General features: G+C 70.2%; 9 protein-coding genes. 3 read left to right on the top strand and 6 right to left on the bottom strand.

Translation table 11 applies throughout. The annotated features are described in order from the left end of the window. Positions 1-110 precede the first annotated feature (110 nt). From MTES_RS07025 to MTES_RS07015, 3 genes are all read left to right on the top strand, one after another. Complete coding sequence (locus tag MTES_RS07025) at positions 111-1175, top strand: IS481 family transposase (RefSeq protein ID WP_043362360.1); 1065 nt, start codon at positions 111-113, stop codon at positions 1173-1175. A 147-nt stretch (positions 1176-1322) separates the two neighbouring features. Continuing rightward, on the top strand, positions 1323-2342 hold the full coding sequence (locus MTES_RS07020) for a LacI family DNA-binding transcriptional regulator (protein ID WP_013584528.1): 1020 nt from the start codon (positions 1323-1325) through the stop codon (positions 2340-2342). Between the two features lie 133 nt (positions 2343-2475). Then, positions 2476-8652, top strand: coding sequence for an OmpL47-type beta-barrel domain-containing protein (locus MTES_RS07015; RefSeq protein ID WP_013584527.1), 6177 nt, complete (start codon positions 2476-2478; stop codon positions 8650-8652). Between the two features lie 60 nt (positions 8653-8712). Here the strand turns inward: MTES_RS07015 and MTES_RS07010 are convergent, their stop codons facing one another. The 6 genes from MTES_RS07010 to MTES_RS06985 are packed head-to-tail and all read right to left on the bottom strand — an operon-like array spanning position 8713 to position 14454. Next, positions 8713-9498, bottom strand: coding sequence for a glucosamine-6-phosphate deaminase (locus tag MTES_RS07010; RefSeq protein WP_013584526.1), 786 nt, complete (start codon positions 9496-9498; stop codon positions 8713-8715). Then, positions 9498-10403 (bottom strand): ROK family protein, encoded by a 906-nt coding sequence (locus tag MTES_RS07005; protein ID WP_013584525.1) that lies wholly within the window; start codon positions 10401-10403, stop codon positions 9498-9500. The genes MTES_RS07010 and MTES_RS07005 overlap by 1 nt, the downstream gene beginning before the upstream one ends. Continuing rightward, entirely contained in the window at positions 10400-11128 is a 729-nt protein-coding gene (locus tag MTES_RS07000; RefSeq protein ID WP_013584524.1) for a copper homeostasis protein CutC, read from the bottom strand. Before MTES_RS07000 ends, MTES_RS07005 begins: the two co-directional genes overlap by 4 nt. Continuing rightward, on the bottom strand, positions 11125-12609 hold the full coding sequence (locus MTES_RS06995; protein WP_013584523.1) for a M81 family metallopeptidase: 1485 nt from the start codon (positions 12607-12609) through the stop codon (positions 11125-11127). The genes MTES_RS07000 and MTES_RS06995 overlap by 4 nt, the downstream gene beginning before the upstream one ends. Beyond that, entirely contained in the window at positions 12606-13547 is a 942-nt protein-coding gene (locus MTES_RS06990) for a carbohydrate ABC transporter permease (protein ID WP_013584522.1), read from the bottom strand. The genes MTES_RS06995 and MTES_RS06990 overlap by 4 nt, the downstream gene beginning before the upstream one ends. After that, the gene (locus tag MTES_RS06985; protein ID WP_013584521.1) at positions 13537-14454 is read right to left on the bottom strand and encodes a carbohydrate ABC transporter permease; all 918 of its coding nucleotides are present in this window, start codon (positions 14452-14454) and stop codon (positions 13537-13539) included. The genes MTES_RS06990 and MTES_RS06985 overlap by 11 nt, the downstream gene beginning before the upstream one ends. Between the last annotated feature and the right edge of the window lie 11 nt (positions 14455-14465).

Genomic DNA, 14465 nt, shown 5'->3' with positions numbered 1-14465 from the left:
CTGTGCTGCCCAGGGACGTTGGTTGAGGTGTGACGCGATGGACGGGTGAGGACCTCCCGGTCGAGAGTGGAGCTGTCTAGTTCCCGCACTCGATGACCAAGGAGGTCCTCGTGACCCACGCTAACGCTGCTCTGACACCGCGCCAACGCCTTCGACTCGCCCGGCAGGTCGTCGATGACGGCTGGTCTGTCGCTGCGGCGGCGGCCCATTTCCGGGTGTCGTGGCGCACCGCGGAGCGGTGGGCTCGCCGGTACGTCGAAATGGGCGAACAGGGTATGCACGATCGTTCCTCGAGGCCTCATCGCAGTCCGAGCAAGACCCCGCGGCAGCTGGTTCGCAAGGTCGTGCACCTGCGATGGAAGCAGCGGCTGGGGCCGGTCGGGATCGGCGCCCGGCTCGGGATGCCCGCGTCGACTGTTCACGCCGTTCTCACCCGTTGCCACATCAATCGGCTCAGCCACGTCGATGTCCGCACCGGCGAACCCGCCCGCCGTTACGAACACGAACACCCCGGTCGGCTCAGCCACGTCGATGTCCGCACCGGCGAACCCGCCCGCCGTTACGAACACGAACACCCCGGTTCGATGATCCACGTCGACGTCAAAAAGCTCGGCAACATCCCCGACGGCGGCGGCTGGCGATACGTCGGCCGCTTCCAGGGCGACCGCAACCGCGCCATCACAGCCAAACACACCGGCAAACGCGGCATCGCCGGCGACATGATCACGGGCACCGCGTTCGTCCACACCGTCATCGACGACCACTCCCGCGTCGCTTACGCCGAGATCCACGACGACGAAACCGCCGCCACCGCCATCGCCGTTCTACGCCGAGCCGTCGGCTGGTTCGCTGCACGCGGCGTCACCGTCGAACGTGTCCTCTCCGACAACGGCTCGGCCTACCGGTCCTTCGCCTGGCGCGACGCCTGCGCCGAGCTCAGCATCCACCCCAAACGCACCCGCCCCTACCGGCCGCAGACCAACGGCAAGATCGAACGCTTCCACCGCACCCTCGCCGAGGGCTGGGCCTACTCCCGGCACTACAACTCCGAATCAGCCCGCCGAAACGCGCTCCCGGCCTGGCTGCACTCCTACAATCACCACAGGCCCCACACCGCAATCGGAAGCCACCCACCCATCAGCAGATTGACCAACCTGCCTGGGCAGCACATCTAGCTCTTCATTGAGCGGATGCGACATTCGGGGTCGGCACCGCTGTACAGGGCGGGATATCGAAAGTACCGAAATCCCTTTCGGGACGGTAACGTGAGTACCGCCGATTCGTCAAGACGGCAAATGGTTACGAACGAGAAACGGATTCCGATGACCGCCGATGCCACGCGCGCCGCCACCCTGAGCGACGTCGCGCGTCGCGCCGGCGTCTCGATCGCCACCGCCTCCAAGGCCCTCAACGGTCGCGGCGATGTCGCCGCGGGAACGCGCAAGCGTGTGATGGAGGCCGCTGCCGAACTCGCGTTCACCCCCAACGCGATGGCGAGGGGGCTGCTCGCGGGTCGCACCGGCACGGTGGGCCTGCTGACGAACGACCTCGAGGGTCGCTTCGTGATCCCCATCCTCATGGGCGCGGAGGATGCCTTCGGTGCCGGGCAGATCAACGTCTTCCTGTGCGATGCGCGGGGCGACGCCATCCGCGAGCAGCATCACCTGCGGGCCCTGCTGAGTCGTCGTGTGGACGGCATCATCGTCGTGGGGCGGCAGACCGACCCGCGGCCGTCCCTCGGACAGGAGCTGCCGGTCCCCGTCGTCTACGCGTATTCGCCGTCGGACGATCCCCGCGACCTCTCGCTGACGCCGGACAACTACTCCGGCGGTCGTCTCGCCGTGGAGCATCTCCTCGCGTGCGGGCGACGGCGTATCGCCCACATCTCGGGAGACCCGTCCTATGCGGCCGCGCAGGATCGTCTGGCCGGGGCGCGTGCGGCCCTGGCCGCCGCCGGGCTCGACTTCGTCGGCGAGCCGATGTTCGCCGCGTGGAATGAGCACTGGGGCCGTGACGCCGCCGCGATGCTGCTGGAGCGGCATCCGGAGGTCGACGCCGTGTTCTGCGGATCGGACCAGATCGCTCGGGGCGTGCTGGACACGGCTCGCGACCTCGGGCGCGACGTGCCGGGTGATCTCGCGGTCATCGGTTACGACGATTGGGAGCTGCTGACGCAGAACGCCCGGCCGCCGCTGACGAGCATCAACGCCAACCTGCAGCAGCTCGGTCGTCAGGCCGCGCAGCGCGTGTTCGACGCCATCGACGGCGTCGACGTCGGCTCGGGGACGCATCAGATGCCCGTGAAGCTCATCATCCGCGGGTCGACGATCGCGCACCGCTGAGCGGTCTTCCACGCCGTTTTCGTTGATCTTTCGAAATTGCCGAAAACCATTGCGAAACTCTCCCGGCTCTCGCTAGCGTGCCAGCCACGCACACGCTGCTCATCGACGAGCAGCGCCGAGAGGAACAGACACCGTGGACTGCACACCGACGATCCCCCATCGCGTCGGGCGCTCCGTGATCGCCGCGACGGCGATCGCGACGCTGCTGGCGACGGCCTTCGTGGCCGCGCCGGCGCACGCCGCCAACACCGACATCGGGTACCCGACCTTCTCGGGGAGCCCGAACCCCGTCCCCGACACCGGCGTCACGTACACCCCGGGAAACGAACTGCGGAGGATCTTCGACGCCGATGTGGCGGCCGGCGCGGGCACGAGCCCCGCGAAGGACTTCTGGATGGACGAGATGCTCGCGCGCACCGGCGACGCGGGCAGCTTCGGCGACAACAACCAGTGGCTGTTCACGCGCGGTCGTGCGGCCTTCATGAAGGAGCACGACCCGTCCGCTCTCGGTTTCGGCGGGCAGCTCGCGTACTGGGAGGCGATCGACGGCCGCTCCGGGTACACGATCACCGCCCGCGTCGGCGGTGCGGAGGTCGCTCTCACCGAAGACGTCGCGCAGCGCAAGCAGACGCCCAGCTACTGGCGGAGCGTCCACCGAGGCGGCGGCCTCGAGGTCGTGCAGACGAAGTTCATCACCGACGCGAACGTCCTGGTGACGAACCTCGAGGTGCACGCGACGGGCGACGCGGTCGACGTCGAGCTCGTGGCATCCTCCCCCTATGCCGCGACCGTCGACGGCGACGAGCTCGTCGGCCATGTCGAGGCGCTCAACGACCTCACGAGGATCTCGCCCCGCTTCTCGGGTGACGGCTTCGTGCCCGCCGGCGAGACTCTGACGCGGACGCTCTCGGTACCGGCGGACGGCTCGGCCACCGCGAAGCTGCAGCTCGGCCTCGTCACCGATGAGATCGAGGCCTCGCGCACGGAGTACGACGCCACGCGCGCGCAGTCGGCCGGCGAGGCGTACACCGCGCACGTCACCGCCTACAACCGGTGGTGGGCCGAGAACGTCCCGTACCTCGACACCCCCGAGGACAACATCGACACGACGCTCTTCTACCGCTGGTGGCTGATGCGCTACAACTTCCTCGACGCCGACATGCCCGGCAACACGTATCAGTTCCCCGTCGCCGTGGAGGGCGCTCTCGGGTACAACAACTCGATCGTGCTCACCACGGGCATGTTCATCGACGACCTGAAGTACTTCCGCGATCCGATCTACTCGTACGGCCCCTGGGTCTCCACCGGCGAGACGAGCAAGAGCGACAAGTTCGTCGACAACCCGGGCGACCCCGCCAACTGGTCGAACAGCTACACGCAGTACATCTCCGAGGCCGCGTGGCGCTCGTACGAGCTGCACGGCGGTCCGACGGCGATCGCGAAGAACCTCGCGACGTACGCGGAGGACGACGTGAAGGGGCTCGTCAACGCGTACGACTTCAACAAGAACGGCCTCATCGAATACAACTGGGGCGCGATGACCGGGAACGACGCGGATGCCGTGTCGTTCCACTGGAAGCCCGGCTACCAGGACCGCGCCGAGAACGCGTACCTCTACTCCAACGCCCTCGCGTCCGCCCAGGCGTACCGCACGGCCGGCGACACCGCGAAGGCCGACGAGATGGAGGCATTCGCGCAGAACATCAAGACGCAGGTCATGAAGGTGCTCTGGAACCCCGACACCAAGCTCCTCGAGCACGCGATGGCCAGTGACGGTGAGCACGTGCCGTGGAAGGAGATCAACAACTACTACCCGTTCACCGTCGGTCTCGTACCGAAGCCGGGCGACGCCGACTACAACGACGACTACGTCCAGGCGCTCCGCCTCTTCGCCGACGACAAGCAGTACCCGATCTTCCCCTTCTACACCGCGAACCAGGCCGATCAGGCGGCCTACAACGCCACCGGCGGGCAGGGCAGCAACAATTTCTCGGTCATCAACTCCACCGTGATGTTCCGGATGATGTCGAAGGTCCTGCGCGACTACCCGACGGACGCGATCACGGCGGAGTCCTACAAGAAGCTCCTCTACTGGAACGCCTGGGCGCATTACCAGAACGGCGGTGACAACCGCCTGCCCGACCAGAACGAGTTCTGGGCGAACGGCTCGGCGGACCCGCAGAAGATCGACTACCGCTCATGGATCCACCACACGATCCTCGGTGCGACGAACTTCACGATGATCGAGGATGCCATGGGCGTGCGCACCCGCGACGACGCCAAGATCGAGCTCGACCCGATCGACATCGGCTGGGACCACTTCACCGCGAACAACATCCGTTACCGCGATCGCGATCTCACGGTCACGTGGGACGCGCCCGGCGGTACGCGGTACTACGGCGACGACGTCCCCGAGGGCTACTCCGTGTTCCTCGACGGCAAGCTGGCCTTCACGGTCGACAAGCTCTCGCACGTCGTCTACGACCCGGCGACGGGTACGGTCCAGGTCGTCACGGGCGACGCGAAGGTGACGACCGCCACGGCATCCTCCGTCCAGGCGCCGCAGGACGTGCGTTTCTCGGACGACGCCCGCGTCGTCGACCTGTTCGCCAAGGCGGGTGCCGACGTGCGCAGCGCGAGCACGGGCAGCGCGAACCTCGCCGCATCGGCCACCGCGACCTTCTCGGCGCCCGGCCGCGAACCGACGGGCGCCGTCGACGGCACGACCGTCAACGAGCCGTTCTGGGGAACCGCGGGGTCGCCGAACGCGAAGGACTCCCTCACCGTCGAGCTCGGCGGGGAGAAGACCTTCGACGACATCCGCACCTACTTCTACGCCAGCTCCTCGTCGGCCACCGCTCCCGGCTACGCCGAGCCCGCGGTCTACACCCTCGAGGTCCGTCGGAACGGGCAGTGGTCCACTATCCCGTCGCAGGCTCGCACCCCCGCGTACCCGCGGGCGAACTACAACCTCGTGCAGTTCCCGGAGGTCACGGGCGACGCCGTGCGCCTCACCGCGACGCATGCGTCGGGCGCGCGGACCGGGGTCAAGGAGCTGCAGGTGTTCCACACGGGCGTCGCCGCTCCGGCATCCACGAATCAGGCTCCGCTCGTGACCGCATGGCAGGATCGCCAGGCCTCCGTGGGGGGTGCGGCCGCGCTGGTCGGCACCGTGAAGGACGACGGGCTGCCCTCCGGCGAGGTGTCGTCGCGCTGGAGCGTCGTGAGCGCGCCGGAGGGGGCGACGGTGCTGTTCGACGACGCCGCCGCGGCGTCGACGACCGCGCGCTTCTCGGACAAGGGCGAGTACGTTCTGCGCCTGACGGCGGATGACGGCGAGAAGACGTCGCAGACCGACGTGACGGTGCAGGGGGAGCCGGTCACGGCCGGCACGAACGTCGCTCCCGAGGCGACGCCCACCGCGGAGTACACCGCGGGCTGGAACAACGTGAACGCCGTCAACGACGGGAAGGTGCTGTTCACGGGTGGTAGCCAGAGCGACATCTGGGGCACCTGGTCGGGCAACCACCCCGCCACCCGGTGGTTGCAGTACGAGTGGAAGACGCCGCAGCGCGTCGCCGGGGCGGAGATCGCGTTCTGGAGCGATCAGACCGACCCGTCCTCTCCGAACGGCGTCAACGTCCCGAAGGGCTGGAAGGCGCAGTACTGGACCGGTTCGGACTGGGCCGACGTGTCGAACCCGTCCGAGTACACCGTGCAGCGCGACGCCGCGAACGCCGTGACCTTCGACGCCGTCACCACGACCCGCCTGCGCGTCGTGCTCGAGGCGGCCGGCACGGGCCCGTACGCCGCGGTCGCCGTGAGCGAGCTCAAGGTGTTCGCCGACGCCCCGACCGCGATCGAGCCGATCGATGTCCGCACCGGGGTGGGCACGAAGCCGGAGCTGCCGGCGACGGTGGATGCCACCTACTCGGACGGCAGTCACGCCGACCTTCCCGTGACATGGGCCGAGGTCACCGACGCCCAGGTCGCCGGTGAGGGCAGCTTCCCGGTGTCGGGCATCGTGCCCGGTTCCCCCGTGTCGGCGAAGGCGACGGTGTGGGTGCGGGCGACCGCCCCCGGTCAGATCAACCAGGTGGATGCCGTGACCAGCCGCACCCGGCCGGGTGTCGCGCCGGCGCTGCCCAAGACCGTGGGCGTGCTGTTCAACGACGGCTCGCGGGAGGACCTGCCGGTCACGTGGGACGCGGTCGACGCCTCGTCGTACGCGGCTCCCGGGCAGTTCACGGTCGCCGGGACCGTGCAGAGCGATCTGCCCGGAACCAAGGCCGCGTCGGCCGTGGTGACGGTGGGCGGCGGCGGGGACGACACGAAGGCGCCCACGGTCGCCTTCCAGGTGTCGCCCGCGGCCCCCGGCTCGGGCTGGTACACGCAGGCGGTCGCCGTCGACGTGACGGCCCGCGACGATCAGGACGCCTCTCCGCGCATCGAGGTTCGCCTGGATGCCGGCGCCTGGGCCGCCTACACGGGTACCGTCTCGGTGACCGGCGACGGAGCGCACGTCGTGCAGGCTCGGGCCACGGACGCGGCGGGCAACACCTCGCCGGTGGCCGAGCAGACCGTGCGTATCGACACCACGGCCCCGGCCGTCGAGGTCGTGACCGACGCGGTCGCCCGCACGGTCAAGGCGTCGGCGACGGATGCCGGATCGGGCGTCGCGTCGATCGAGTACCGCCTGGGCGACTCCGGCGACTGGAAGGCGCTGACGGGCTCGGTCCTCATCGGCCTCGACGAGACGAGGGTCCAGGTGCGCTCGACCGATGCGGCGGGCAACGTCTCGTCGGTCGTCGAGCGGACGATCCCGAAAGCGAACGGCTCGCAGAAGCGCAACGTCGCGCTGCTCGCCTCGCCCACGGCATCCGGAACCGCCGGATGGAACAAGGTCACGGGGCTGAACGACAACGTCCAGCCGACGTCGTCGGGCGACGTCACCCCGAACGACAACGCGAACGTGTGGGGTGTCTGGCCCGCCGTGACCGACCAGTGGGTGCAGTACGACTGGACCGAGCCGGTGAGGATCGGCGAGCTGGGGGTGTACTTCGTCTCGAACCTCGACGCGCAGGGCCTCGGCATCGACGTCCCCGCGACGTGGAGCGCGGAGTACTGGGACGCGTCGACCGAGGCGTGGGTGCCGGTCAAGAACGCCGGCGCGTACGGAACGGCGAAGAACACCTACAACACGGTGACCTTCGACCCCGTCTCCACCACGCGTCTGCGTCTGAAGCTCGACCCTGTCGGGACGGTCGAGGGCAAGGGCAGCGTCGGCATCAAGGAATGGCAGGTGTGGGAGCAGCCGGAGACCCCGGTTCCCGACACGCAGGCGCCCGTCGTGACCACCGCGGTCGACCCGATCGTTCCCGCGAGCGGCTGGTACACCGGCACGGTGGCCGTCTCGGCATCCGCCATCGACGACCGTGACGACGCCCCTGTCGTCGAGGTGCGTGTCGGCGACGGGGACTGGGCGGGGTACACGGCGCCCGTGGAGATCGCGGCCGACGGTGTCACCGCCGTCTCCTTCCGTGCGAGGGATGCCGCCGGCAACACCTCCGACCCTGTCGGCGTGGAGGTGAAACGGGATGCCACCAAGCCCACCGCCGACGTCGGATGGAACGCGCCGTCGCGCACGGTGGCCCCCACGGGTTCCGACGCAGGATCGGGAGTCGCCGTCGTCGAGTACCGACTGGGCGAGGGGCCGTGGACGGCCGCGACCGGCAGCGTCTCCGTCGGGGATGCCGCGACGACGGTGCGCGTGCGGGTGACGGACGTCGCCGGGAACGTGTCCGACGTCGCCGAGGTCGCCGTGCCCGCGAAGCCGACGGATCCCGGGACCGATCCAGGTACGGACCCTGGAACCGACCCGACGGGGACGCTCACCGGATCCGAGGTGGTGCACATCGGCGTCGCGCAGGTCGCTCCGGGCGGACAGCTGCCGGTCTCGGTGACGGGCGCGAACCCGGGAACGGTCTTCGCGGTGGAGTTCCGCTCGACGCCGGCGCGTCTCGGGACGCTCACGGTCGGAGCCGACGGCACGGCCTCGGGGGTGTTCACGGTCCCGGCATACGCCGAAGCCGGAGTGCACACCGTCGCGCTGATGGTCCCGGGCGGAGAGGTCACCGCGCAGGTGACGGTGGCCGTACCCGGGGTGTCGTCTCCGCAGACCCCGCCCCTGGCGGTGACGGGTCAGGACGACCGGGCGACCCGCGTGGCGCTCGGCCTCGGGGTGAGCGTGCTCGTCCTGGGGCTCGTCGCGATGGTCATCGCCCGTCGGCGCCACCGGCGCTCGATCTGACCGACGCGAGAGGGCCGGGAGCGCATGCGCCCCGGTCCTCCCGCGCGTTGGTCGTCGACGTCAGAACCCCTGCGCGGCGGGCTTGAGCGCCCACGCCTCGCGATAGGCATCCGCCAGCGTCAGTTGCTGCGCGGCGTCCTCGTCGGCCAGCACCGTGACGTGCGCGTGCAGCTGGATCGCGGAGCCGGGCAGGCTCGCCGAGACGGGGCCTTCCACCGCACCGGCCAGCGCGGTGCTCTTGTCGGCGCCGAACGCCAGCAGGAGGAGGTGCCGGGCCTCGCGGATGGTGCCGATGCCCTGCGTGATGCAGTGCACGGGGACGTCGGCAGGGTCGGCGAAGAAGCGCGCGTTGGCCTCGCGGGTCGAGGCGGCCAGCGTCTTCACGCGCGTGCGGGAACCGAGCGAGGACCCGGGCTCGTTGAAGCCGATGTGGCCGTTGCGCCCGATGCCGAGTATCTGGATGTCGACTCCGCCCGCTTCGTCGATCGCGCGATCGTACGCGGCGGCGGCGGCGAACGGATCGGCCGCGCGGCCGTCGGGCACGTGCACGTGCGCCGGGTCGAGACCGAGCGGCGTGGTCACGGTCCGCTCGATGACGGCGGCGTACGACTCCGGGTGGTCGGCGGGAAGGCCCACGTACTCGTCGAGCGCGAACGCCCTCACCCCCGAGGTGTCGAGGCCGTCCTCCGCGATGCGCCGGGCCAGGTGCCGGTAGAACCTCTCGGGGGTCGAGCCCGTCGCCACGCCCAGGACGAGACGCGGCTGCGCCGCGATCGCCCGCGCGACATGGTCGGCGGCCAGCGCAGACGCCTCGTCCGCGCTCCGGGTGATCACCACTTCGGCCATCAGACCAGCTCCATTCTGTGCCCCGCCGTCAGCACGGCGCCCCACGCCCCGGCCCACGACCCGAGCTGCGCGCGGATGATGGGGGGAACCGCGTGGAAGGTCGCGCGGCGATGGGCCTTCTCGATCGCGGGGTCGATGATCCAGGCGGGGGAGTTCGACAGCCCGCCGCCGATGACGATCACCCCGGGGTCGATCATCGCCATCACGCTCAGCAGCCCGTTGGCGAGAGCCGTGGTGGCCTCGTCCAGGATCGCGCGCGCGGTGCCGTCCCCGCGCTCGGCGGCGAGGACCACGTCGAGGGCGGTCGACTGCGTGTCGACCCCGCGCGCGCGATCCCAGCGGGCGCCGAGGCGCGTGCCGCCCAGCACCGACTCGAGGCATCCCGACTGCCCGCAGGTGCACATCTCGTCTCCGCCCGTGGCGATGTGGCCGATCTCTCCCGCGCCGCCGTGGGCGCCCTTGCGCACCGATCCGTCGACGACGTGAGCGCCGGCGATGCCGGTGCCGAGGGCCAGCACGAACACGTCCTCGGCTCCCCGTCCGGCGCCGAGAACCGCCTCCGCGATCGCCGTGGCGACGCCGTCCTGGACGGCCTCTCCGGGGATGCCGAGTCGATCCGACAGCTCGCGAGCGGGCGCGAGCCCCTCGAGCCAGCGCATGTTCGCGCTCGTGGAGACGACGCCGGATGCCTCGTCGAGGATTCCCGCGACGGTGAGACCGAACGCGTCGGCTCGGTCGTCGGCGAGGAACGCCCGCGTCAGGGTGGCCAGCTCGTCCATCGCCGCGGGTCCGCGCGGGGTCGGCGCGTCGCTCGTGCGCACGTGCTCGAGCCGTCCGTCGGTCTCGCGCGCGAGCAGCAGCTTGACCCGCGTGCCCCCGTTGTCCACTCCCAGAAGAAGCGTCATCTCGCCTCCTCGGTCGAACGCAGGATGCCGAGCAGGCGGCGCGCCTCGTCGGCATCGACGGTCTCGTACCCACCGCCGTCGGTCGCCGCCGAGCCGAGCGCGACCCCCGGCCGGCCGGTGACGGTGCGCTTGGCGGAGGCGTGAACGGCGTCGACGCCGGTCGCGGCGATCCGCTCGACGTTGTCGGAGCGTACGCCGCTGCCCGCCATGATCTCGATGTCGTGATCCGCGCGGCTCACCAGGCGCGCGAGGACCGGCAGCGCCTCCTCGGCGCGAGCCGCCCCGCCCGAGGTGAGCACGCGGGTGACACCGAGCGCGGTCAGGCGGTCGAGGCCGGCGTCGAGGTCGGACAGGTTGTCGAACGCTCGGTGGAAGGTGACCGGAGCGCCGTCGGCCGCGGCCACGATGCGCGACATCAGCGCCTCGTCGACGCGCCCGTCGCGGAGCCCCCCGACGACCACCCCGGTCGCGCCGTGCAGGCACGCCCGGCGGACGTCGTCCACGATCACGGCGCGCTCGGCGTCGTCGTACTCGAAGTCCCCCGCGCGCGGTCGCACGAGCACGTGGGTCGGGATGCCGGAGTCCGCCGCCGCGGCGATGAGACCCGCCGAGGGGGTCAGGCCGCCGAGAGACAGGGCGGAGCACAGCTCGATCCGGTCGACACCGAGTTCGGCCGCGACGCGGATGCCCGCGGCATCCTGTACCGCCAGCTCGAGGGCCGTCATCGCAGCACCGTCACCGTGAGGTCGGGGTCGGTGTCGAACGCGTCGAAGGGGAACATCGGCCGCCCGATGCGGTGGTGCCCGAGACGCACGAGGTCCTGGTCCACCGGGCCGGGCGTGAGGGCCAGCGTCCAGCCCGCGGCGACGTTGTACAGCGTGGGCTCCAGGTAGCCGATCTTCGTCACGAGGATGTCGGTGGCGAGCGGGTCGATCCCGATCGCGCGGAAGTCGTCGACCGCGTGGAACGCTTTGCGGCGCTCGGTCACGATCACCCGCAGGGCGCCGACCCGGATGACGACGACGCGGCCGGCGACCGGGTCGTCGTATCGACCGACCAGGACGCCGGCGATACGGGCCGGTCCGCTGACACGGTCGTCGACGCGGGCTCCCGCCTCGACGTCCACCGGCGCTCCCACGTCGGTGTCGTCGAGGGTGGCCACCGCAGCCGGGTCGAAGATCGAGGCGACGGCGACGGTGAGGTCATCCGTGGCGCCCGTGAGACGCTCGTCGGCCAGCAGCTGGTGCAGCGTCCAGGTCACGTCGCCCGAGCCGCCGGCACCCGGATTGTCGCCGGAGTCGCTCACGAGGTACGGCCGCGCCCCGCCGGTGGCGCGGTGCGCGAGTCCCGCGGCGATCCCCTCGGCGAGCGAGCCGGGCGGCCCGACGAACGAGAAGTCCTCGCGGGCGTCCCACAGCGCGCGGGCGAGCGTCTCGGCCTCGGTCGTGAGGGTCGCCGGGTCGGCGCCGCTGACGATCACCGTCGCATGGCAGCGGGGTTCGTCCGCCCACGCGTAGCCGATCCAGATGGACGCGTCCGTGACGCCCGGCATCCGCTCCACCTCGTCGAGGCGGGCATAGAGGCTCTTCGCGGGCTCGACGCGCGTGGACGTCTTCTCCCCCGGCAGCAGGATCGGCACTCGCACCCAGGCGCGCGCCGGGCGCTCGTCGCGGCCCACCCACTCGAGCAGGGTCCGCGCCGCGCGCTCGCGGGTGTCGTCGGCGTCTTCGTGCGGGGCGAGGCGGAAGCACGTCGGCAGGTCGACGGCGCGGGCGAAGCGTTCCGAGACGTTGCCGTGCAGGTCCATCGGGGCGGCGATCAACGGCCGCGCTCCGACGACCGTGCGGACGGCCTCGACGAGGTCGCCCTCGGCGTCGTCCATGCCCTCGACGCCCATCGCCCCGTGGACGTCGAGGTACACGGCATCCACGTCGCCGACCGCGGCGAGGCCGTCGACGATCCGTGAGCGGAAGTCGTCGTAGACCTCGCGACGCACCTGTCCGCCGGGGATGGAGCGGGCGTAGAAGACGCCGATCCACTCGGCGGCGTCGCCCAGAGGCGTACCGGGAGCGAGGAACGGGTACCGCGTGAGCACCTCGCTCCCGCGCAGCACCACGAAGTCGTCGTGACCGGCGCGGTGGGCGGCGTACGCGCTGGACTCGATCGCCATCCCGGCGATGACGATGCGGGGCGGTCGCGCGGTCATCGCCCGCCCAGACCCGACGTCGCGATGCCCTTGACGAGGTGCTTCTGCAGGGCGATCACGAGGATCGTGGTGGGGATCATCGAGATGATCGTCGCCGCCATCTGCAGGTCCCACCGAGTTCCGGTCTGCGTCGCGAAACTCGCGAGACCGATGGGCAGGGTTCCGAGGGCGTTGTAGTCGTTGACGGTCACGAGGGGCCAGAGGTAGCTGTTCCAGTAGTTGAGGAAGGTGAACACGGCCAGCACCGCGAGCGCCGAGCCAGCCAGCGGGAGGATCACCTGCAGGAAGGTGCGGACGGGACCGGCGCCGTCCATGCGCGCGGCCTCCTCGAGTTCGAACGGGATGCCGCGGAAGAACTGCCGCATGAGGAAGGTGCCGAAGGCGGTGAAGGCCCAGGGGAAGATGAGCGACTGGTACGTGTCGACCCACCCGAACCACTGCATGACGACGAACATCGGGATGACCAGCACTTCCTGCGGAACCATCAGGGTGCCCAGGAACAGCACGAACACGATGTCGCGCCCGGGCCAGCGCAGACGCCCGAAGGCGTAGCCGGCCGTCGACGAGACGACGAGGACGACGAGGACCCCGGCGATCGAGACGAGGAACGAGTTCGCGATGTAGGTCGGGAACGGGGCGAAGCTGAACACCTCGAGGAAGTTCTGCCAGCGCACCTCGCTGCCGATCAGCGTGGGAGGCGCGAGCAGCACCTCGTTCGACGGCTTCAGGGCCGAGAAGAACGCGTAGATCAGCGGAGCGGCGAAGATGACCGCCGCGACGATCACGGCGATGTACGCGCCGATCAGCCCGAGGCGCTCGCCGCGGGAGGCCGGCTGGCCGCGCCGCCGGCCGCGTCGGCCGCCGCGCGGGCCGTCGACGGCGGTCGCGGGCGACAGCGGAGTCGGGCGGTGGGTCTGTCGCAGGGTCTCAGTGCTCATAGTGCACCCACCTCTTCTGCGCCCGGAACTGCAGCGCCGTGATGCCGATGATGATGACGAACAGGATCCACGCGCCCGCGGCGGCGAGACCGAGGTCCTGGAACTTGAAGCCGGTGTTGTAGATGAACATCACCAGCGGCACGGTGGACGTGCCGGGCCCGCCGCCGGTGAGCAGCTGCGGCTGGGCGAAGACCTGCATCGAGGAGATGATCGTCATCACCGCGGCGAAGAAGATCGCGGGCGAGATGAGCGGGATGATCACCTGCCAGATGAGACGGATGCCACGGGCCCCGTCGATCTGCGCGGCCTCGACGACGGAGGTGGGCACCTGTTCGAGGGCCGCGGTGAGGACGAGCATGTTGTAGCCCATGCCCGCCCACACGCTCATCGCGACGACGGCGAGCATCGCCCAGTTCTGGTCGACGAGGAAGTTCGGCAGTTCCCAGCCGAAGAGCGAGACGGTCATGCCGTTGAGCAGACCATCCGGCTGCAGGACGAGACGCCAGATGAGCGCGCTCGCCACGATCGGCGTCACCACGGGGATGAAGAACAGCACCCGGAAGACGGCGCGACCGCGGATGCGGGGGCCGAGCAGCAGCGACAGTCCCAGCGCCACGATGAGGTTCAGCGGCACGTAGAGCAGCGTGAACACCGCGGAGTTGCGCAGCGCCGGCCAGAAGTCGGGCGATGAGGTGAGGAGCGTCACGTAGTTGTCGAAACCGACGAACGCCCGCTTGCCGAAGATCGGCCAGTCGAACAGGCTCATCACGATCGCGAGTCCCACGGGCAGCACGGTGAAGACCGCGAGACCGAGCACGGCCGGGGTGATGAAGCCGAGTGCCTGACGGCGTTCCCTCCGCTCGATCGTGTTGCGTCGCCGCGGGGCGATGGAGGATTCGGTGACCATCCGGTGACCTT

Origin of the sequence: Microbacterium testaceum StLB037 (genome assembly GCF_000202635.1) — a bacterium.
In the GTDB taxonomy this organism is placed as follows: Bacteria; Actinomycetota; Actinomycetes; order Actinomycetales; family Microbacteriaceae; genus Microbacterium; species Microbacterium testaceum_F.
This window is presented reverse-complemented; position numbering and strand designations above follow the sequence as displayed.